This is a genomic window from Sphingobacterium arenae (genome assembly GCF_014692505.1).
Classification (GTDB): domain Bacteria; phylum Bacteroidota; class Bacteroidia; order Sphingobacteriales; family Sphingobacteriaceae; genus Sphingobacterium; species Sphingobacterium arenae.
Map to the genome: position 1 here is coordinate 64,765 of NZ_JACNYK010000007.1, position 21,688 is coordinate 86,452.

21 protein-coding genes are annotated in these 21,688 nt (G+C 41.8%); 10 read left to right on the forward strand and 11 right to left on the reverse strand.

The features are described 5' to 3' along the window. Positions 1 to 29 precede the first annotated feature (29 nt). The 5 genes from H8B17_RS18400 to porX all read right to left on the reverse strand — a co-directional run bounded on the left by H8B17_RS18400 (position 30) and on the right by porX (position 4,159). Complete coding sequence (locus H8B17_RS18400) at positions 30 to 815, reverse strand: outer membrane beta-barrel protein (protein ID WP_190310706.1); 786 nt, start codon at positions 813 to 815, stop codon at positions 30 to 32. 6 nt (positions 816 to 821) lie between these two features. Continuing rightward, positions 822 to 1,583: a hypothetical protein gene (locus H8B17_RS18405; RefSeq protein ID WP_190310707.1), complete on the reverse strand. Its 762-nt coding sequence runs from the start codon at positions 1,581 to 1,583 to the stop codon at positions 822 to 824. Next, positions 1,580 to 2,116 carry an RNA polymerase sigma factor gene (locus tag H8B17_RS18410; protein ID WP_190310708.1) on the reverse strand — a complete coding sequence of 179 codons (537 nt, stop codon included), beginning with the start codon at positions 2,114 to 2,116 and terminating at the stop codon, positions 1,580 to 1,582. Before H8B17_RS18410 ends, H8B17_RS18405 begins: the two co-directional genes overlap by 4 nt. Positions 2,117 to 2,187: 71 nt before the next feature. Next, positions 2,188 to 2,598: a tRNA (adenosine(37)-N6)-threonylcarbamoyltransferase complex ATPase subunit type 1 TsaE gene (gene tsaE / locus H8B17_RS18415; RefSeq protein WP_190310709.1), complete on the reverse strand. Its 411-nt coding sequence runs from the start codon at positions 2,596 to 2,598 to the stop codon at positions 2,188 to 2,190. Between the two features lie 7 nt (positions 2,599 to 2,605). Beyond that, complete coding sequence (gene porX / locus H8B17_RS18420; RefSeq protein WP_190310864.1) at positions 2,606 to 4,159, reverse strand: T9SS response regulator signal transducer PorX; 1,554 nt, start codon at positions 4,157 to 4,159, stop codon at positions 2,606 to 2,608. Between the two features lie 276 nt (positions 4,160 to 4,435). Here porX and H8B17_RS18425 point away from each other — a divergent pair, with 276 nt between their 5' ends. The 7 genes from H8B17_RS18425 to H8B17_RS18455 all read left to right on the forward strand — a co-directional run bounded on the left by H8B17_RS18425 (position 4,436) and on the right by H8B17_RS18455 (position 10,894). Then, positions 4,436 to 5,701: an HD domain-containing protein gene (locus tag H8B17_RS18425; RefSeq protein WP_190310710.1), complete on the forward strand. Its 1,266-nt coding sequence runs from the start codon at positions 4,436 to 4,438 to the stop codon at positions 5,699 to 5,701. Between the two features lie 21 nt (positions 5,702 to 5,722). Then, positions 5,723 to 6,766: a UDP-3-O-(3-hydroxymyristoyl)glucosamine N-acyltransferase gene (lpxD, locus tag H8B17_RS18430; RefSeq protein WP_190310711.1), complete on the forward strand. Its 1,044-nt coding sequence runs from the start codon at positions 5,723 to 5,725 to the stop codon at positions 6,764 to 6,766. 23 nt (positions 6,767 to 6,789) lie between these two features. Beyond that, positions 6,790 to 8,187, forward strand: coding sequence for a bifunctional UDP-3-O-[3-hydroxymyristoyl] N-acetylglucosamine deacetylase/3-hydroxyacyl-ACP dehydratase (locus H8B17_RS18435; protein WP_190310712.1), 1,398 nt, complete (start codon positions 6,790 to 6,792; stop codon positions 8,185 to 8,187). Between the two features lies 1 nt (position 8,188). Next, positions 8,189 to 8,986: an acyl-ACP--UDP-N-acetylglucosamine O-acyltransferase gene (lpxA, locus tag H8B17_RS18440; protein WP_190310713.1), complete on the forward strand. Its 798-nt coding sequence runs from the start codon at positions 8,189 to 8,191 to the stop codon at positions 8,984 to 8,986. Positions 8,987 to 8,998: 12 nt separating this feature from the next. Then, positions 8,999 to 9,619, forward strand: coding sequence for an ABC transporter ATP-binding protein (locus H8B17_RS18445; protein ID WP_190310714.1), 621 nt, complete (start codon positions 8,999 to 9,001; stop codon positions 9,617 to 9,619). A gap of 69 nt (positions 9,620 to 9,688) precedes the next feature. Further along, the gene (gene efp / locus H8B17_RS18450) at positions 9,689 to 10,249 is read left to right on the forward strand and encodes an elongation factor P (RefSeq protein WP_190310715.1); all 561 of its coding nucleotides are present in this window, start codon (positions 9,689 to 9,691) and stop codon (positions 10,247 to 10,249) included. 69 nt (positions 10,250 to 10,318) lie between these two features. Then, positions 10,319 to 10,894: a 5-formyltetrahydrofolate cyclo-ligase gene (locus H8B17_RS18455; RefSeq protein WP_223816669.1), complete on the forward strand. Its 576-nt coding sequence runs from the start codon at positions 10,319 to 10,321 to the stop codon at positions 10,892 to 10,894. Here H8B17_RS18455 and H8B17_RS18460 read toward each other — a convergent pair. Continuing rightward, complete coding sequence (locus tag H8B17_RS18460; RefSeq protein ID WP_190310716.1) at positions 10,875 to 12,170, reverse strand: HAD-IB family phosphatase; 1,296 nt, start codon at positions 12,168 to 12,170, stop codon at positions 10,875 to 10,877. The genes H8B17_RS18455 and H8B17_RS18460 overlap by 20 nt on opposite strands. Continuing rightward, on the reverse strand, positions 12,167 to 13,141 hold the full coding sequence (locus H8B17_RS18465) for an SDR family NAD(P)-dependent oxidoreductase (protein ID WP_190310717.1): 975 nt from the start codon (positions 13,139 to 13,141) through the stop codon (positions 12,167 to 12,169). The genes H8B17_RS18460 and H8B17_RS18465 overlap by 4 nt, the downstream gene beginning before the upstream one ends. Positions 13,142 to 13,312: 171 nt before the next feature. On the opposite strand from H8B17_RS18465, the gene H8B17_RS18470 reads away from it, so the two are divergent. Together H8B17_RS18470 and rmuC are read left to right on the forward strand one after the other, a co-directional pair. Next, positions 13,313 to 14,500, forward strand: coding sequence for a formimidoylglutamase (locus tag H8B17_RS18470; RefSeq protein WP_190310718.1), 1,188 nt, complete (start codon positions 13,313 to 13,315; stop codon positions 14,498 to 14,500). A 10-nt stretch (positions 14,501 to 14,510) separates the two neighbouring features. After that, on the forward strand, positions 14,511 to 15,827 hold the full coding sequence (gene rmuC, locus H8B17_RS18475) for a DNA recombination protein RmuC (RefSeq protein WP_190310719.1): 1,317 nt from the start codon (positions 14,511 to 14,513) through the stop codon (positions 15,825 to 15,827). 10 nt (positions 15,828 to 15,837) lie between these two features. Here rmuC and ggt read toward each other — a convergent pair whose 3' ends face one another. Beyond that, positions 15,838 to 17,535 carry a gamma-glutamyltransferase gene (gene ggt, locus H8B17_RS18480; RefSeq protein WP_190310720.1) on the reverse strand — a complete coding sequence of 566 codons (1,698 nt, stop codon included), beginning with the start codon at positions 17,533 to 17,535 and terminating at the stop codon, positions 15,838 to 15,840. Positions 17,536 to 17,601: 66 nt separating this feature from the next. On the opposite strand from ggt, the gene H8B17_RS18485 reads away from it, so the two are divergent. Continuing rightward, positions 17,602 to 18,369 carry an endonuclease/exonuclease/phosphatase family protein gene (locus H8B17_RS18485; protein WP_190310721.1) on the forward strand — a complete coding sequence of 256 codons (768 nt, stop codon included), beginning with the start codon at positions 17,602 to 17,604 and terminating at the stop codon, positions 18,367 to 18,369. Here H8B17_RS18485 and H8B17_RS18490 read toward each other — a convergent pair. From H8B17_RS18490 to H8B17_RS18500, 3 genes are read right to left on the reverse strand one after another with little or no spacing between them, the layout of a single operon-like run. Beyond that, a complete protein-coding gene (locus H8B17_RS18490) occupies positions 18,361 to 18,687 on the reverse strand; it encodes a nucleotide pyrophosphohydrolase (RefSeq protein ID WP_190310722.1) in 327 nt (108 codons plus the stop codon). The genes H8B17_RS18485 and H8B17_RS18490 overlap by 9 nt on opposite strands. 14 nt (positions 18,688 to 18,701) lie before the next feature. After that, positions 18,702 to 19,148 (reverse strand): D-aminoacyl-tRNA deacylase, encoded by a 447-nt coding sequence (gene dtd, locus H8B17_RS18495; RefSeq protein WP_190310723.1) that lies wholly within the window; start codon positions 19,146 to 19,148, stop codon positions 18,702 to 18,704. Between the two features lie 17 nt (positions 19,149 to 19,165). Beyond that, complete coding sequence (locus H8B17_RS18500; RefSeq protein ID WP_223816670.1) at positions 19,166 to 21,529, reverse strand: TonB-dependent receptor; 2,364 nt, start codon at positions 21,527 to 21,529, stop codon at positions 19,166 to 19,168. Positions 21,530 to 21,688: the final 159 nt, after the last annotated feature.

Sequence of the window (21,688 nt, forward strand, 5' to 3'; positions counted from 1 at the left end):
GAATCATCCTTGTCCCCATGTCCCTATACTTAAAATCCTAACGACAATCCAAAAGTCAAATTATTTAATTTTTCTTGATCTGGGCTATTTTCAAACATATCGTTCATATAATATTTAGCAAAAACGCCCAATGACCCAAATCCTACTCTTGCGAATGCACCGTATTGAAAGCTCGCTAAATTGTAGTTATCCTTGAACTTTTGTTTGCCATGTTCTTCACTTTTGAATCGTTGTGTCCCTTTAAGGAGAATACCTGTCATCGCCCCAAAAGCAATTTTTGGCCGATATCCACGATGATTTCTGCGCCCCCGCCATTCGAAACTCAGTGGTGTGCGGAGGTAGGTCGAGGTAAAGATGTTCTTTTTATAGGTAATATCAGATGGCGTATAAGCTAACGGAGTTGCTTCTGTGTCTAAGATAATGTCATTTTTTAGTCGGAGGTAGTTCCATTCAAAACCCGCAGATACGTACATCTTAAAAGCATCATGGAAGCGAACGCCGAATTGTGCAACATCAAATCCAAAATTGGAGGCTTTTTTGTATTTCAAAAATTGATTTCCTTCTCCTAATGTAAAGCTTCCATCGTCCATAAGTCGGGAAAATCCCCAATCTATCCGAGTAAAGGTAAGACCTCCAAATATCCGCGGATATTTGATTACCCGACCACGGTCGTCATAATCTTTTTTTCCTAAGGTCGATTCAAGGTCGATTCTTCTGGAAACCGTATCATTGCTTTCGTCTTCTTGAGCAAAAGAGCGCATGGAGAAAAGTAGCGCTACGCCGATTAATGCAGCAAACAATAAGTTCTTTTTCATAATGTATTATCTTCTTTTTTTATTACGGTTTTTTACTAAACTATTGACTATATCGAGACGAAGAAATCCTTCTTCATCTTTACTGAATTGAATGGTTGTATGATCACTAGGGTTTAAAGCATCTGATATTTTGTTCAAAATGCCGGGTACAATACCTCCGGCTGGTTTTCGCGTGGACGCTAACATACTTTCCTCTGTTTCCGGACTATCAATTAACGGGGCGACCGGTGGAACCGTGATAACATACTCCTGCTGTGCTTTGTCATCCATATCAACACCACGTGCAAGCGGCAATGAGACACCGGCAGGTTTTAGCTCTACAAGTTCTAAACGAGGTTCTTCCGGTTGGGGTAAATGTGCCTTAATAGGTCTTCTTTGCTTGGGTCTGGAAGCATGCTGCGTGGATGCTTGCGTCTTTGTTACTTCTTGTTCTGATGGCTCCAAATATCCATCCGCAACAGCGGGTATTTGTCGAACAGATGTGGCGGAATCTTGCCATGTATTCGCTGGTGCTGTGGGTACCCCTTTTTGCGCTATGGTCGGTATATCACGTACAGGTGTAGGTTGCATCATGTTGTATACCAAGGCAATCAAGCCTAGGCATCCAATAGCTATTGCAGCATAATGTATCCAGCTAAATCTTCCGGCTGATGCAACCCTTGGTTGATCCAATTGGCTTTCAATCTTATGCCAAATATCCTTTTTGGGAGAGACGCTATGCTGTTCCAGTTGTCCCTTGAATAGTTTGTCTAGCTCTTTGTCTTTCATAACCCGATGTTTTCAATTTTCATCAATTGCTCTTTAAGTGACTGCCGCGCTCTGGACAACTGTGATTTGGAATTACCCTCGCTGATAGACAATATTTCGGCGATCTCTTTATGTGAATAACCTTCAATCACGTACAAGTTAAATACCGTACGATAACCTAAAGGAAGCGCGGTCACCATCGCTAGCAGATCTTTATAGTGTAGATGTTCGTCGCTCCCCGAGCAGCTGTCGGGCATGGCATAATCCTGTGCAAGCGGTTCAAAAGAACGTCTGTCCTTATTTCGGTGTAATTCAATGGCGGTGTTGACCATGATTTTACGAATCCATCCTTCTAAGGAACCTTTATTGTCAAATAATTGCCCTTTTGTGAACACTTTAATGAATCCTGTTTGGAGGATTTCTTCTGCTTCCGCCTCCGTTTGTGCATAACGCATGCATACGCTGAACATTCGACCGGACAACGTTTGATACAATTGAAACTGTGCTTTGCGGTTTCCCGCGAGACAGGCATTCCATATCGTATCTAAGTTCATGTAGTCCAATTTCAGTTCAGTCTTTGCTATAAAGACGATCGTAATGACACAAAGGTTGCATGATGCAAGAATTATTTTACTTCAATTGTTCTGCTGTCTGGTGATAATACACGAATTGTTATTTGCCGAGACCCGTCAGGAAGAAGATTGGGTATTTTTTCCGGCCACTCCACGAAACAATAGGCGTCTGTATAAAAATAGTCCTCGTAACCCATGTCTAAAGCTTCTACTTCGTGCTTTAGGCGATAAAAATCGAAATGATATATAGGGCCGGAGGGCGAACGATATTCATTAACGATAGAGAATGTGGGACTACTGGTGCTATCAAGCACGCCCAATGCTTTGCAAAACGAGTTGACCAATGTTGTTTTACCCGCTCCCATATCGCCATACAGCAAAAAAATCCTATCGTCCGGAAAATTGGATAATATTTGCTTCGCTGCTAAATCGACTTCTTGAAGGTTGTTTATGGTAACGTTCATAATGACATTATTTGGGGGTATAAACTGCGTACGGAATAATCATCTCTTCTAAAGAGATGCCTCCGTGTTGAAAGGTTTCATTGTAATAATTGGCAAAATGGTTGTAGTTGTTTGGGTATACAAAGAAGTAATCATCTCTAGCAAACACAAACGCCGAACTTACATGAAGTTTGGGAAGCTGCGCATCGTGCGGATTCTTAATGACAAATACTTCTTTGTTTTTGTAGTTTAAATTTCGTCCTTGTTTATATCTCAAGTTTGTGTTTGTATTTCGATCGCCGATAATCTTACTAGGCTTCTTTACCCGTATAGTACCGTGATCGGTTGTAATGATAATGCGTACATTTCGTTGGGCGAGCCACTTGAGGGCATCTAGTAGCGGAGAATGCTCAAACCAGGATAATGTTAGCGAACGATAAGCCCGTTCATCATTTGCCAGTTCCCGAATCATCGCCACATCCGTTCGCGCATGCGAAAGCATGTCTACGAAGTTGTATACCAGGACGTTTAAGTCGTTTTGCATCAGGTTATTAAGCGACTCAACAATGTCTCTGCCTTGGCTTAAAGTCAGTATTTTATGATACGAGTGTTTTAAATCGCGGCGATAAATACGGCTGATCTGGTCAGCCAAAAATTTGTCTTCATGTAAATTTTTACCTCCGTCTTCATCGTCGTTTTGCCAAAAGTCGGGAAATCTTTTTTCCATTTCCAACGGCGTTAAGCCACTGAAAATGGCATTTCTAGCATATTGGGTGGCCGTAGGCAAAATGCTGTAATAAGCGTCTTCCTCTTCCAACCTGTAATAATCCGTTATGATTTCATTTATTACTTTCCATTGGTCATACCGCAGGTTATCAATTAAGAAGAAGAAAGTAGGACGCTCCTTATCCAGTTGGGGAAATACCTTGTTCTTAAAAAGTTGATGCGATTGAATGGGGCCCTCTTCTCTATTTTGTATCCAATTTAGGTAATTTTTTTCTATGAATTTGGAAAAAAGTGTGTTGGCATCTGCCTTTTGCATCGTCAGAATCTCGTGCATACCCGCATCTTCCAATTTTTGCAACGATAGTTCCCAATAAATCAGTTTACGATACGTACTGATCCATTCTTTGTAATCGAGGTCGTCGTTAATGGTCATCCCCAGATTTCGGAACTCCTGCTGATAAGCCATCGATGTTTTTTCGCTCACCAACCGTTTATTTTCAGTGAATTTTTTTATCGTCATAAGAATTTGCTTGGGATTGACCGGCTTTATTAAATAATCGTCAATCTTAGAGCCTATCGCATCTTCCATGAGGTGTTCTTCTTCATTTTTTGTTACCAAGACCGTTGGGATAGTAGGATTGATTGTTTTCAATATCGCTAACGTTTCCAATCCCGTTTTACCTGGCATATTTTCATCGAGGAAGACTAAGTCAAAGGGTTCATTTTGAAAGGCTTCCACAGCATCGTTGCCGTTATTGACGGTTTTAACCCGGTATCCTCTTTCTTCTAATAATAAAATATGTGGCCTTAGAAATTCAATTTCATCGTCGGCCCAAAGTATATGTATCTTTTGTATCATTTATTTTTAACATTAATTAACTTCATTCTGCTTATCTTTGCGCTTAATTTAGACATCCGAAAACGCTTAAGCCCAACGGAAAAAGAGAGAGATGGACGGCTATGTTGAAGTAGAAGGAGCTTGTCCTCATTGTGTCTCAAACATAGACAAATTCATTTTTATATGCAATATAATTATAAGGCATATAAAAATGATTTGTTCTAGCTCTCCTCGGCCACTAAGTACTTTGGTTAGAGGAAATTTAAAGATAATAATTAACATCAAAGCGTAAAGTTGAATAAGAAAAAAATAATTAACGACCCTGTTTACGGATTTGTCACTATTCCGTCGGCTTTCATTTTTGACCTTATTCAGCATCCATATCTTCAACGTTTGCGTTTCATTAAACAGGTGAGTATGACGCATTTGGTGTACCCCGGAGCGCTTCATACGCGTTTCCAGCACGTCATTGGCGCTATGCATCTGATGTCGTTAGCGATGGATACGCTTCGTCATAAAAATATACCGATCAGTTCCGAAGAAGAAGAAGCTGTTCTGATTGCTATATTGCTGCACGATATAGGTCACGGCCCTTTTTCGCATTCCTTAGAACATACACTTATTGAGGGTGTATCCCATGAAATGCTTTCGTCGTTATTAATGGATAAATTGAACGAAGAATTTGACGGCAAACTGTCCTTAGCGATTACTATTTTTAACGACCAGTATCCTCGAAAATTTTTTCATCAACTTGTTTCCAGTCAACTGGATATGGATCGTATGGATTATCTCAACCGCGATAGTTTTTTTACGGGCGTGTCCGAAGGTGTTATTTCTTTTGACCGCATTATTACGATGCTCAATGTGGAAGGGGAGGAACTGGTCGTCGAAGCGAAGGGCATCTATTCTGTTGAAAAATTCTTGATCGCTCGTCGCTTGATGTATTGGCAGGTTTATTTACATAAAACGGTCATCAGTGCAGAGCAAATGCTGATTAAGATTCTATTTCGGGCAAAAGAGCTGGCGGTACAGGGAACCAAGTTATTTACCACGAGTGCGTTGAATCATTTTTTGACAGATAAGATTAATCACCTTAATTTTTTAGATGACCCTCTTCATTTAGAATGGTTTACACGTTTAGATGACACAGATATTCTTTCCGCATTGAAAGAATGGGTGTACGCCGAAGATAAAATTCTGCGTACCCTTTGTCAGAAATTGATTAATCGCGATCTGTTACGTACCGAACTTAGAAATACGCCGTTTTTGGAAGCGGAAGTTGAATTAGTGCAGAATAAGGTGAAAGCACATTTTAATTTGACGGACCATGAGGTCGATTTTTTCGTGTATACACAGGTTGTACAGAATAGTGCCTATGATATACAACATAATAACATTAAAATCATCAACAATAGGGGTTATGTTCAGGACATTACAGAAGCCTCGGATGTTTCCAATTTGGAAGCGTTAGCAAAGCGGGTGGTCAAGTTTGCTATTTCCTATCCAAAGGAAATAGGGCACCCGTTAGATGGAGGGAATAATTTCTCAAAAAATAATTAAGAAAAAGTATACATTTGTAAGATGCAATTTACTGCAAATCAAATAGCAACATTATTGAACGGATACGTTGAAGGTGATCCCGATGTTCTTGTGAATCAATTGGCTAAGATCGAAGAGGGCGAAGAAGGAGCCCTCGCTTTTCTGTCAAATCCAAAATACGAGCATTTCCTTTATGAAACGAAAGCGTCTATCGTTATCGTTAATCAGGATTTACAGTTGATCAAACCCATTAAGGCCAGCCTCATTCGTGTAAAAGACGCATACTCAGCTTTTTCGGAACTTTTGCGAATTTACGATCAATTACGTAACGAACGAAGTGGCGTCGAGGAACCTTCCTTCATTCATGAATCAGCAAGTGTTGGACTAGATCTATATCTAGGTGCATTTTCCTATATCGGACGGAATGTGACCATCGGAAATCAGGTGAAGATATACCCTCAGGTTTATATCGGAGATGGGGTTATCATTGGAGATAAAACGATAATCTATCCCGGCGTTAGAATTTACCACGATAGTAAAATCGGAAAAAATGTGGTACTTCATAGTGGGGTAATCGTTGGAAGCGATGGGTTTGGCTTTGCACCACAAAAAGATGGTACGTATAATAAAGTACCTCAGATCGGCAATGTGATTATTGAAGACAATGTGGAGGTAGGCGCTAACACCGTGATAGATCGGGCCACATTGGGTTCTACAACCATTCGTCAAGGCGTGAAACTGGATAACCTCATACAGGTAGCCCATAATGTAGAAATCGGTGCAAATACCGTAGCGGCGGCGCAAACAGGCATTTCTGGGAGTACGAAGATCGGAGAGAATGTCATCCTAGGTGGACAAGTAGGGGTTGTCGGACATATTCAAGTAGCAACAGGATCACAAATTCAGGCCCAATCTGGCGTCAATAGATCGATAGACCAAGAAAATAAGAAATGGGGAGGTACCCCTGCCATGCCCTATAACAGTAATTTACGTTCCCATGTAATTTATAGTAAACTACCGGCGCTAGAGCAACGTGTCGCAGAACTCGAAGCGCGTCTGAAAGAATTTTATAACGAAAATCGATAAATTTCCTAAATAGAATGTTAGATATGAATGTAAAACAGAGGACGATACAATCTGAAATAGCAATTTCAGGCATCGGATTGCACACGGGAAAAGCTGTGAACATGAAGATTAAACCTGCTCCGGAATTTCATTGGTATAAATTTAAAAGGGTTGATTTGGAGGGAGGGCCTATCGTGGCCGTTGATGCGGATAATGTATCCGATACATCACGTGGTACAACTATTTCCCAACATGGCGCTTCGATCAGCACGATCGAGCATTTAATGGCGGCATTGGTCGGCCTTCAAATCGATAATGTCCTCATTGAGATAGATGGTCCGGAAGTTCCCATTTTAGATGGTAGTTCGCGTATTTTTGTAGAGAAGTTAGTTGAAGCTGGCTTTGTTGATCAAGAAGCGGATCGTGATTATTACGAAATTCAGGATAATATCGTTTATGTAGAAAAAGATAGAAAAGTGGAAATTATAGCCATGCCTTTGGACGGTTACCGCTTGACTTGTATGATTGATTTTAATTCGCCGGTGCTTGGAAGTCAACATGCTTCTATCAGTAATATAACAGAATTCAAAAACGAAATTTCGAGTTCGAGAACATTTTGTTTTTTACACGAGTTGGAAAGTTTGGTCAATCATAACTTAATTAAAGGAGGCGATTTATCCAACGCCATCGTTATTGTGGATAAACAGGTGAGCAAGGAAGAGTTGGATAAGCTATCTGGTTTATTTAATAAAACGGTGGAAGTCGCTAGTGAGGGCATTTTGGATAATATCCAGTTACGTTATCAAAATGAACCAGCACGACATAAATTGCTGGATATGATCGGCGACTTGGCCTTAGTTGGCCGTCCGCTGAAAGGACATATCATGGCTGCCCGTCCTGGACATGCTGCGAATGCAGCTTTTGCGAAGAAAATAAAGATGCAAATCAAGAACGATAAGAACCGTAAAAACTTAAAAGTTTACGATCCTAATATGACACCGGTTTACGATACGGTGCAAATCATGAAGATATTGCCCCATCGTCAACCGATGTTGATGGTAGATAAAATTTTGGAATTATCGGAAACGCACGTCGTCGGATTAAAAAACGTCACCATGAATGAAGACCTTTTCATGGGACATTTTCCAGAAGCTCCCGTGTTTCCAGGCGTGTTACAAATTGAAGCTATGGCGCAAACAGGTGGTATTCTAGTCTTAAATACGGTTCCCGATCCAGAAAATTGGCTTACGTTGTTCCTAAAAATAGAAAATGCCCGTTTTAAGAATCAGGTGACTCCCGGTGATACCATTATTTTCAGTTGTGAGTTGCTAGAACCTATTCGTCGTGGAATTGCGAGAATGAAGGGGGTCGGCATGGTAGGCGATAAGGTAGTAAGTGAAGCGGAGCTTATGGCTCAAATTGTAAAAGTAAAAGGTAATTAGCATGATACAACCGTTATCATACATACATCCGGAAGCTAGGATAGCTCAAAACGTAGTAGTGGAACCATTTTCCACTATTCATCGGGATGTAGAAATTGGCGAAGGCACTTGGATCGGGTCCAACGTTACGATTATGAATGGTGCACGCATCGGAAAGAACTGTCGAATCTTTCCCGGAGCCGTTATTTCGGGTGAACCGCAAGATTTAAAGTTTGAAGGAGAAGTTACGACTGCCGAAATCGGTGATAATACAACGATCCGGGAATGTGTAACGATCAATCGAGGCACGAAAGATCGATACAAGACCTCGATTGGAAAAAATTGCCTTATTCAAGCGTATAGTCATATCGCCCATGATTGTTTTGTCGGCGACAACTGTATCTTCTCCAACTCCAGTACGTTGGCTGGCCACATCACTGTGGGGGACTATGTTGTTCTTGCCGGGATGGTCGCTGTTCATCAATTTTGTAAAATTGGGTCACATGCGTTTGTGACGGGAGGAACGTTGGTTAGAAAAGACGTGCCGCCATTTATCAAAGCAGCAAGAGAACCCATAGCCTATGCCGGAATAAACTCGGTAGGATTGCGTCGACGCGGATTCAGCGCGGAAGAGATTACGGAGATTCAGGACATCTACCGAATATTATTTGTACAGCATCGAAATTTGACCAAGGCGTTGGATTTGGTGGAAGCAGAATTTACACCGACAGAATTACGTGATGAAATACTTTCCTTTGTACGTAATTCCAATCGAGGTGTAATTAAAGGTTTTAATCAGGGAAAATCCGCTACACTTTAAAAGGAAGAATTATTGAATATAACTTTACAAAACTTAGGTAGACGGTATAATAGAGAGTGGATTTTTCGTCATCTGGATTGTACTTTTTTGTTGGGGAAAAAATATGCTGTGCTCGGTCCCAACGGCTCGGGGAAATCGACACTATTGAAAGTTCTATCTGGTAGCCTAGCCTTAAGTGAAGGGGAAATTAGCTACGAAAATAAAGATGCTCAAGCTGTACTCCCCGAAGACGTATTTCAGCAGTTGACAATTGCAGCTCCCTATATGGAGCTGATCGAAGAGTTCACACTGCGGGAGCTGATTCTATTTCATTTCAAATTCAAACCCTTTTTACCCGGTTTTAATTTAGAAGAGGTTGTTCAGATATTACAATTGGAAAGGGCGGTAGATAAAGAAATTCGGTTCTTTTCTTCTGGCATGAAACAACGTGTCAAACTAGCTTTGGCTTGTTGTTCATCCAGCAGCGTCATACTACTGGATGAACCCATGAGTAATTTGGATGCTGCTGGAGAGGATTGGTACCTGTCCTTAATCGAACGTACGACACAAGATCGACTGCTCATTATCGGTTCCAATCAGGAAAAAGAATACGCCTTTTGTGACGAGCAAATAAATATCATGTCCTATAAGTAGGCCGAATTGCTGTTTTTAAAAATGACAGATATTTCGTACTTTTGTGACACTAAACTCAAATAGATTGTTATGTCAAAAGCATCGGAAGTAAAGTCAGGAAATATACTTCGTTTTAATGGAGAGCTTGTTACTGTAGAAGAATACATCCATCGTACTCCCGGAAACTTACGTGCATTTTATCAAGCTAGGATGCGGAATGTACGTACCGGTAAGTTAGTGGAATACCGCTTTAGAACAGACGAAGAGGTAGAGATAGCTCGTGTAGAAACGAACGATTATCAATATCTATATGATGATGCTGATTTCTTCGTTGTCATGGATAACAATACATTCGAGCAATTCAATATTCCAAAAGGGTTATTTGGTGATGCGGCTCGATTTTTGAAAGAAGGTATGAACGTATTGGTAGCGTTTGAAAGCGAAGATCCTATTATGGCTAGCTTACCCGCTTCCGTAGAATTAGAGATAACGTATACAGAGCCTGCTGTGAAAGGAGATACATCAACAAGCGCCCTGAAAAATGCGACCGTAGAAACAGGTGTAGAGATTCGGGTGCCGTTGTTTATTAATCAAGGTGATAAGGTGAAGGTCGATACACGCACAGGAGATTATATCGAGCGTGTAAAATAGAAATATTAGGTTTAGGTTGATTATGCGGTCTTGTTAGCCTCTCCGGCGCAGGGCCGTTTTTTGTGATCGATGATGACGAAAGCGGAACTACGAATAACGTACAAAAAAAAGCGATCCCAGCTAACGGAGACGGAGATCAATTCGTTGAATGCTGGACTATTGCAACAGCTTTCGAAATTTGATTGGAAAGACGTGCATTACCTGCATACGTTTTTGCCCATTGCGAAGCAAAATGAGCCGGATATGTGGTCGTTTATAACGAATATCAAAATATACTCTCCTGCTGTACATATTGTTGTTAGTCGCTCTGAACCAAAAGACCATTCCATGAAGCATTTTCTGCTAGAAGATCGAATTGAGCTAGCAGAAAATGCTTGGGGAATTATAGAGCCCATGGAGGGCGAGACGATAGCCGAAACAGCACTAGATGTTGTATTGGTTCCTTTGCTGGTCGCGGACAAAGCAGGTAATAGGATAGGGTACGGAAAGGGGTTCTACGATCGTTTTTTAGCGAAGTGTCGACCTGATTGCCGAAAAATTGGCATATCGCTCTTTGACCCGGTTGAAAAAATTGAGGACGTAGGTCCATTGGATGTACCCATGGATATCATTGTAACACCCCGCCTTATTTATACAATATCCTAAACTTTATCGTGTTGTCAATCTGTTTTAATTGCTTTAGAACATTTTTGTCATATGCCGTATGAATGTCGGTCACGGCATAACCCATTTCTCCTTTTGTCATTAGAAATTGGGAAATGATATTGATATCATTTTCTGCATAGACCTTATTTATCTGGGCCATGATGCCCGGCACATTTTTATGAATATGCAATAGTCTATGTGCTTGCGTAAGACGAGGTAATGTCAGATTCGGAAAATTACGACTCATATAGGTGTCTCCATTATTGATGAAATCTGCCATACGTTTCGGAATAAACTCCGCATTCCGTTTTCTATATTTTTTATCGTCAAAGACTACAATTCCCTTTTCTGTGCAAATGTTTTTGTTAACATGCCCCTTTATATCGCCGAGGTATCCAATAGTCTTTAACTTGTCTGCCTGTGCTAGTTGTTCATCATCGACGTGCTCGCCATCTGCCAATAAAAGAAGACCTACATCTTTCGTGTATTTGTCTTCGAACGTATTTTTTACGCGGATGGAGAAACCATCCCGTTTAAGGATATCCACGGCAACATCGGGAACATCTCCGACGATAAGGCATAAAATTCGGTTTTTAGGGTACGAGATCGCTCGTGGAAGATCGTTCACGTATAAAAACTCATCAAAACTAGGCGTAATATGGTCTGCTTTTTCCGTCACGCTCTTACGGGAAATATTTTCGGTGAACGCGAAAAATTTTTCAATTAGGCCAGATTCCTTTAGCTGGAAATCGGAATAACCGTCTCCAATACCAAATATTCTGCCGTCCAACTTAAGCTCGTTAAGTAGTTTGACTTTGCCTCCTTCGTCGGAAAGAGGATTATTTTCGTCATACCCTATAATATTGTCGTCGCTGTCAAATTTGAATGTATTGGCGTATATATTTTCTTTTTGGATATGGTAAGGCGTTACGACCGGTGTTATAAACTCTTTGAATCCACCAGATACAATCAAGGCAGTGTCCCTATTCTTTTTGAAAAATTCCTTATTTCGACCAAACGACCTAGAAACCTTTTTTTTCAGGTGCGTTACCAATTTATCCAAATGGCTCTTATTTGCATTCAACAGCTGGACACGCCCCGTAAGACTTTCACGAAAGGATATCTTTCCTTCCATGGCAAGGTTCGTGTAGTCTTCGATCTGTTGATAAATTTTGTCCTTATCGGGATGATTTTCTAAGGATATTCTTGCCAATTCATCCAAAGCTTCGACCTGCGTAAACGTGCTATCGAAATCGATGATGTAATAATTCTTCATTTATAAGTTTTAAATTCAATACTCATTTCTTTCAAAGTTAAATCAACTGGTTTAAAATCGTATCCCGTAGTGTCGGTAAGTTTCTTATTCGAATAAGCCAAAAGAGAAGCGGAAGCTTTAGCTGTTTCCCGACTCAACGCGGGACGACCTCCTTTAAAAAAGGCGATTATTTTTGCCACTCTCCAAGCTATACTAAGCATAAAGGGCTGCGCTTTAATTTTGGGAGCTGGTTTGCCGAGTAGTTTGGCTATACGTTCTAATAGATTCTTGTTGCTGAGATTCTCACTATTGAGTACAAAACGTTCACCCCGAATGGCGCGATTGTTCATTAATAGTATCATGATTTTGACCACATCTTCGACATCCACAATACCCACAGTTCCCGGCGGATACACCTTGATCCCTTTTTGAACCAGGTTAAAAATGGCTCCCGAAGCTTTTTTGCCGGGGCCTACTCCCATAATAACAGATGGATTGACAATAACGGCATCCAACCCCTCCATGATACCTCGCCACACTTCCATTTCACTTTCATATTTCGAGCGCGCGTATTTAGCATGATCCGCACCATCATCCCATTTACTCTGTTCGGAAATCAACTCACCCGCTTTTGGAGAACCAAGTGCAGCAATGGAACTGACATGTACCAGACGGGCACCGTGCTCCAAACAAAGGTTGACTATATGTTTGGTGCCCTCGATGTTGGTGTGTAGCATGCTCGCCCAATCCTCTTTTTGATAGGATATTTTTGCGGCACAATGGTATACTTGTGTTACGCCGTTAAAGGCATCAGCTAAGGCAAAATAATCCGTGATATCAGCCGAAAACCATTCCACTAAAGAAGAGGAACGCAAGAGCTCCGGAATTTCCGACTGTTCACGCTTGATAGCCAAGACAGCATGACCCTCATCGATTAAAAATTTAATCAATGTCGATCCCAAAAATCCTGTTCCTCCAGTTACTAGTATCACCTATATCAAATTGACGTTGAAATTGTGTCGCCCAAAGATAACCTATTGGTAACGGGATTGCAAGTGTAGGAAAGAGGAAACTTTTACTTTTGCTTTCTTACTTTATTGATGTTTTGCTTACTTTTGAAATATCAATGAATCCTTCGGGATTTTACCTTTTACTTTGTTAACATGTCTTTAGCTGATTTCTTTACACCGATCCTGACACAAGAATTTTCTTCTGGAGTGGACTTTTATACCTCACAATTCGGAAAAATTATACAAGCCAATGAAGATTCTTTCCCTGATTTGGAAGACGCGGAAAAGAAGCCACATATAGCTTTACTAGGCGTTGAGGAAGACCGGGCATCGGTTCAGAACGGCGGCGCGAAGAAATCACCAAACGCGGTACGAAAACATTTCTATAATCTCTATCAGGGCGATTATGATGTACGCATTGGGGATTTAGGAAACATTCAAGCCGGAGCGACCATACAGGATACGTATATCGCATTGAAAACGGTGGTGGAAGAGTTGGTGAAGCAGGACATATTACCGGTCATCATAGGCGGTGGTCAAGATCTTACTTTTGCACAATATACAGGTTATGAAGGATTAGAGCAACGCGTGGAAGTAGCTGTTGTGGATGCTCGATTTGATTTAGATCAAGATCATGTGGAGAACACGCCGCTAAACTCCAATACCTATCTTAATCATATTATACTGCATCAACCGGACTACTTGTTCAATCTAAGTAACCTGGCTTATCAAACTTATTTAGTAAGTAAGGAGTCCATTAATATGTACGATAAGCTGTTTTTCAGTACGATGCGAATTGGTATGATGGCAGGCCAGCTTGACCAAGCAGAGCCATTGATTCGCGCGGCGGATATGGTCAGTTTCGATATTGGCGCAATACGAGCATCCGAAGCTCCCGGCAACGCTAATGCAAATCCAAACGGGCTATATGGAGACGAGGCATGTCAATTAGCGCGCTATGCAGGAATGTCAGATAAGTGTTCATCGATCGGTTTCTATGAGTACAATCCCACTTTTGATCCTATGGGGCACACGGGCAGTTTAGTAGCCCAGATGATATGGTGTTTTGTTGACGGATATTATAGCCGTAAAAATGATACACCAGTTATTCCGAAATCGGCTTATATTATTTATCGTACTACATTAAAAAATGAGGATTACGAGTTGATCTTTGTCAAAAGTAAAAAATCGGACCGTTGGTGGATGCAAGTGCCCTATTTTGGGTCAAGGTCGGTCAATGAACGTTATTACTGGGTGCCTTGCCGCTACGAAGATTATCAGCAAGCAGTAGGTGGTGATATGCCTGACCTTTGGTGGAAAACCCATCAAAAACTGCAATAGCTAGCGATTTATGGAGATATTATCATTACTTATCGTTGCGGTTTTATGCTGTATTATTTTAGGACTTCTTTGGCTGCTGGCCCAAAGGATACCGAGAAATGTTCTGCAACGAGCCGAACAGGAAAAAAATGTAACCGTAATCGAGTTAACCAAAGTGCAGGAAAGAGAGCGGATACTACAGCAAGGAAAAGAATTAGCGGAGCAGGCACTAGAATCCGAGCGACGTGAACGGGCAGCTATAGAACGTACACTAGAAGGTACGAACGCGTATTTGCAAGCACAACAAGAGAAATACCAAAGTCAGCAGGAAGAAATGCAGCAGTTGCGAAAGCAGTTCCACCTGGAGTTTCAGCAGATGGCGAATGCCATCCTCGAAGAAAAAACCCAGAAATTTACGGCCGTCAATCAACAACAATTGGATCAGATACTCACACCGTTAAAAGAAAAAATCAAAACGTTTGAGGATAAAGTAGAGCGAACTTACCAACAAGAAGCCGCCGAGCGGAACGTGTTGAAAGGCGTCGTGGAACAACTTATGCAACAGAGTATGTTGATTAAAAACGAGGCGAACAATTTGACCAAAGCGTTGAAAGGCGATAATAAAAAACAAGGATATTGGGGAGAGATTATCCTAGAGCGGGTATTGGAACGTTCCGGTTTGGTAAAAGATCAAGAATATAAATTACAAGCAATCTTTGAGGAAGATAATAATCGGAAAATTCCAGATGCCGTTATCCTACTCCCCGATGATAAACATTTGGTTATTGATTCCAAAGTGTCGTTAACGGCCTACGAACGTTGGGCGAATGAAGAAGACGAAACAGAACAGGCATCGTATTTGCGTCAACATGTACATTCGGTCGAGTCACATATTCGGCAGCTATCAGCAAAAAATTACCACGATCTATATGGTATCCATTCTCCAGATTTTGTGCTGCTGTTTATGCCGATAGAATCTGCCTTGAGTGTTGCAATCAAGGAAAAGCCAGACCTGTTTTCCGATGCCTGGGATAGGCGGGTCGTTATTGTAGGGCCATCAACATTGTTGGCCACATTGCGTACGATTGCTAGTATATGGGTGCAAGAACGCCAAAACCGTAATGTCTTGGAGATAGCGAAAGAAGCAGGCCTACTATACGACAAGTTTGTAGGCTTTCTGAACGATATGCAACAACTAGAAACCCATCTGCAACGTGCATCCGAAAAACATCAGGACGCGATGCGAAAGTTGTCGGCTGGTACCGGAAATGTGATTAAGAAAGTAGAAAATTTGAAGCAACTCGGCGCAAAAGCACATAAGCAAATCGATCCAAAATATCTGGAGTAGAGAAGTCTTGTCAATATCCCGCGGCAACATCATCTCCACGCGGATCCGCGCCTGTCTGTAATTTCCCGTTAGGAAGGATGACAATATTTTCCATACGACCTATGGCTTGTCGTGGATAGAGCGTATAACCGTCGCGTTCTAAACTTTTACGGACAGGTTCGGCGATTGCTTTTCCTTCCATATCAATGCGATCAGGTTTCCATTGATGATGGAAACGAGGTGCGTTTACAGACTCTTGTGCTCCCATACCAAATTCTAAGACATTCAGAATGCCCTGAAATACCGATGTAATGATTGTTGACCCGCCGGGTGTTCCAATGACCATCTTGAGCTGTCCATCCTGTTCGACAATGGTGGGAGTCATCGCACTTAACATCCTTTTTTGTGGTGCTATCGCGTTCGCTTTTCCTCCTAGTAGACCATACAAATTAGGTGTTCCCGGTTTTATAGAAAAGTCGTCCATCTCGTTGTTTAATAGGAATCCTGCATTATCTACCCACACATAAGCGCCATAAGACCCGTTAATAGTAGTCGTTATTGAAACCGCATTTCCGTCCTTGTCGACAATGCTAAAGTGGGTGGTTTCTTCCGATTCATAACCGGGAAAAGATGATGCCTTAACGTCGGTACTGGGCGTTGCTTTGGCTAGATTTACTTTTGCCATCCGATCTTGATTTCGCTTTTTGTCTGTTAGATATTGTACCGGTACGTTGTAGAAATCGGGATCGCCCAAATAGGAAGCCCGATCAGCGTATATACGCCGCTCAGCCTCTACCATTGCCCGTACTGTACTATCGGACTGAAAACCCCAAGCATGCAAGGGATATTGCTCCACCGATTGTAATAAAGCTACTAAGGCAACGCCACCACTAGAGGGGGGGGGCATGGAAATAATCTTGTAATCTTTATAAGTTCCCACAATGGGTTCTCGCCAAACGGCATGATAGTTCGCTAAATCAGCATGCGTCATAATGCCGTTACCACGTTTCATTTCGGCAATAATAAAATCAGCCGTTTCTCCTTTATAAAAACCGTCTCGCCCTTGTTTTGCAATCCGTTTTAACGTGCTTGCCAGTTGTGTTTGTACAAATAAATCTCCGGTCTTCCATTCTTCGTCCCGAAGAATGGCGGCTCCATTCGGATTAAACTTTTTAAACCGTTCTTGATAGCTGTTAAATTCTCTTGCTTGCTGGCTTGTTATGGAAAAACCCTTTTCTGCAAGATCAATCGCCGGTTGGATGAGCTCTTTCCACGGCATGTTACCGTATTTTTTATGCGCCTCTTCCATGCCGGCAACGGAACCGGGTACACCTACCGCAAGTTGACCGTACAGGCTGAGGCCTGTAATGGGGTTCCCTTTTTTATCCAAATACATATCACGATGTGCCTGTTCGGGTGCTTTTTCGCGAAAATCAAGGGATGCAACATGACCATCCTTGCCCCGGTATACCATAAAGCCGCCACCGCCAATATTCCCGGCATTTGGATAAACTACGGCGAGCGCAAATTGTACCGCAACAGCAGCATCCACAGCATGGCCTCCTTTTTTAAGAATGTCTACGCCAATCTGAGAAGCCAACGGGTGAGCCGTGACGACTGCAGCATGGTTAAATTCCTGTTCGGCTATTGTATGCGGTTTAACTTGTGCTTTCGTATAGGGCCCTACTAAAAATAGGGTGACGGAAAAGATTGTATAAAGTAACTTCATGGAGACAAACCCGTTTATGGTATGTAAATATAGATTAAAAATATTTTTTTGTATAACTTAGTTGTCATGAAGAAAATCATTTTCACCAGTATATTTTGTGTTTGTTTCATCTTACTCCATGCGCAGTCCGTTCGTGTATTATCGTATAACATACATCATGCTAACCCGCCGGCGCATGGGAATAAAATTGATTTGCCCCGCATAGCGAAAGTTATTAAGGAATCTGGCGCTGACGTCGTGGGTATACAGGAAGTGGATGTTCGTGTATCGCGTTCGCAAATGGTCGATCAGGCAGAAGAATTGGCGAACCTGACAGGAATGCATTATTTTTTCTCCAAAGGGATCGATTTAGAAGAAGGCGAATACGGCACATTAATCCTCACCAAGCATAAAATCGTGGGTCATAAACGATATGATTTGCCCATGGTCGAAAAAAGTGAAAACAGATCGCTCGCGGTCGTCGATGTGGAGCTGCCTAGTGGTGAAGTCCTGTCTTTTGCGAATACACATTTAGATTTAAAAGCGAAAAATAAAATTGCGCAGGCAAACTATATCAAAGAATTAGGTGCTAGAATAGAGAATCCCTTGATTCTTGTCGGGGATTTCAATGCGAAGCCTACAGACGAGCCCATTAGCATTTTGGAAGAGCAATTTATCCGAAATACGACAACCAATGGGCCAACGCATCCAAACACGGAAGCAAAAAATGAAATTGATTATATCATGGTCGGAAAACAGACAAAATTCAGCTGGAAGACTTATAAAACAATTCCAGAAACGTATGCTTCTGATCATCTACCGGTATTTGCAGAAATTGAATTAACCCTACAATAATTTTTCGTTATTTTTATGTCTGTCGGCATCGCGAATAGATTTCTTCTCCAAGTTCTTTTGCAATGCATCGGTGAGGTCTATGCCGGTTTGGTTTGCAAGACAGATAAGTACAAATAACACATCGGCCATTTCATCGGCCAGGTGAACCTCTTTATCTGATTTTTTAAACGATTGTTCACCATATTGCCGAGCCATGATACGGGCCACTTCACCTACTTCTTCCATAAGCATGGCCGTATTCGTGAGCTCGTTAAAATAACGTACACCGGTAGTGTTAATCCATTTATCGACAAGATCTTGTGCTTCTTTTATAGTCATACCTTTAAATATCATTATTCATTTGTATCTAAAATAATCGTTACTGGTCCATCGTTACGCAAATCAATTTTCATATCTGCTCCAAAAACACCCATCTGCACTTGCTTATCCAATAACATCGATAAACGTTCACCCATGGCTTGGTACAAGGGTTCTGCTTTGTTGGGTTTTGCCGCGCGGATAAAAGAAGGTCGATTACCTTTCTTAGTCTGTGCGATTAACGTAAATTGCGATATAAGGAGAACATTGCCGCTTATATCTTGAACGGACTTGTTCATCAAGCCGGCATCGTCCGAAAAAATGCGAAGATTGACTAATTTTTGAGCTAGCCATTCTGCCTCTTTCTCGGTATCATCTTCCTCTACGCCCAATAATACCAATAACCCTTGTTGAATTGCTCCGGTATATATGCCATCTACTGTACACGAGGCTTGTGTAACCCGTTGTATAACTGCTCGCATGTTGCAAGATAAAAAAATTAAAACCGGATATTCAATCCAAACAAGAAATTTGTTTCTGCTTGCGGATAATACGCATTGCCGTAAAGTCGTGTTCCACCAGGGGTAATGCCACCGTATGTATAACCGTGGGATTCATACTTTTCATTGAAAATATTGTGGATAGCTAAATTTGCATCTATATTTTCCATACCTAACAAAGCGAAATTATAGCGTACACGCAGATTGTTTACAAAGAAAGGGTCTACGCTGCGGTCTGCCGACTGTGTATTGTCCAAATATTGCCTAGATACATATTTGCTGGCGACACTAAACTCCAGTGGACGTATGGGGGAATAGGAAAGTTCATTGGACAAGATAACCGATGGAGAGAACGAGATGGTCGTGGAACGATAGTGCTGTTCTACCTGTGGTTCGTCCAACTCATTCCAGTCTTCGTCCATTACCGTAAGATATTCCGTGTAGTTTTTGATTTTGTTTTCACTGAGGCCAGCTGTCGCTTTCCATCTAAACTGTTCCGATATCTGCCAAGCACCGTCCAGCTCTAGCCCGATACGGTAGCTCTCGGGTACATTCTCGCGAATTGAACCGCCGACGTTGTTGATTTCGCCGGTCTTGATAAGCTGATCTTTATAAAACATACCATACACATTAGCCCCAATATTGAGGGATTCTCGTCTCAAGCGGTATCCGGTTTCGATATTGTGCATTCTTTCGGCTTTTGGTCTTGCATTGGGCGAAGATTCCACATAATCATCGCGGACTGGTTCTTTGTTTCCGAACGCGTAGGACACGTAGACATTTGTTGTTGGCGACAAGAGGTAGGTAGCACCTACTTTCGGATTAAAAAAGTGGTGTGTTACATTCACGTCCGCCAAGTCTAAGTTGTGGTTATATCCTTCAAAGGTATAATCTACATAACGGTATTGCAGGTCGGTGTACAATCGCATTGCCCCAAAGGCAGCATTCCATTTACCATATATATTGATGTCGTTTTTCTCCGCATCGTTGAAGTAGTACTTGTCACCGAGTTTACTGTCCGAAGCGTACTGTGCCCAGATGACTTCCCCATAATGATCGCCCCGATACTGGTTGGCGCCTCCACCCAAGATAAAGTTATGGTTTTTATTTAAGGTATGATTAATAGAGAAAACTGTCCCGTAGAAATAATTGTCCAACCAACGACGACGAATTAGATCTGTGTTATTTATCGCAGTATCACCGATCGCGACAGGTTCCAAACCATAATCACTAAATAGCTCCTTTTCTTTATACTCTTCGTAATACCCCGCCCCTCGTGTATAATGCAAAGCCATGTTTAGCGTGGTTCGATCAGACGCAAAATAGTTGTAATGGAGATGGTGGTGTGTCTGCGTATAGTTATCTGTTTGATTCTCGTAGGTAAAGCCGTTATAGCGACGGTTATCCGCTAGCATTTCTTCCGGCACGCCGTCCCAGGCCTGATAGGTTTTCTCTTTGCCAGAAAACACGGTGGCTTTCAAATGATGTTTCTGACCATAATAACCCGCATCGAAATAGAAAGATTTCAAGTCGGAGGTAGCCCGGTCTATGTATCCGTCGGAGCTAATCCGTGATAGTCGCGCATTAAATGCAAATTTATCTTGGATTAATCCTGAGCCGACTTTTACTGTGTTTTTCCATGTGTTGTAAGAGCCCGCACTATTGTTGAGCTCCGCATATGGCGTTTGTTCCAATGCATCCGACTGGATGTTCAATGAGGCACCAAAAGCTCCGGCGCCATTCGTCGACGTACCTATACCACGCTGTATTTGGATGCTTTGGGAACTCGATGCAAAGTCTGGTAAATTCACAAAAAAGGAGCCCATACTTTCCGCGTCATTTAAAGGAATACCATTTAGGGTGACATTGATCCGTTGATTATCGGAGCCTCGAATGGTCATGTTCGTATAACCTACCCCCGCACCGGCATCTGAACCGATAACGACAGAAGGGGTTTGATCGAGTAAATAAGGGATATCCTGTGCCAAATTACTCCGACGGATATCTTCCTTTGATAGATTTTTGTACGTTGTGGCTGCATTATCCCCTGCGCGGGTAGCCATAACCTGTACTTCATCTGCCATTCTCATTTCCAGATGTAATATTACGGTGATATCGTTCTGTTGATCAAGTGCAACGCGTGTCTGATAGGGAGTATATCCTATGTAACGAACATGTAAGTTGGCTGATTCACCTGTTACCTCTGTAAAGGTGGCAATACCCTGTTGATCGCTGGTTTTTGTGTTTCCTTGAAAAACGACGGTCGCCCCTCGAAGAGGTTCGCGCTTTACGTCCAGTACACGCACGGTAAATGGAGTTTGCGTAAAAGCTACAACTACTCCGAAAAGCAGAACCATGGTCATTAATCCATGTTTTAACATAAAAAAATAATTAAATGAAGTTAAACGTTCTATTGCCAGGGGTTAGCAACAGCTGATTATTTAACTAACCTTCCCTACGCCAGCATTATCTGGATCAGGTGCGTCTCGCTTAATCGCGAGACTGGGTATAATCTCAGCCCG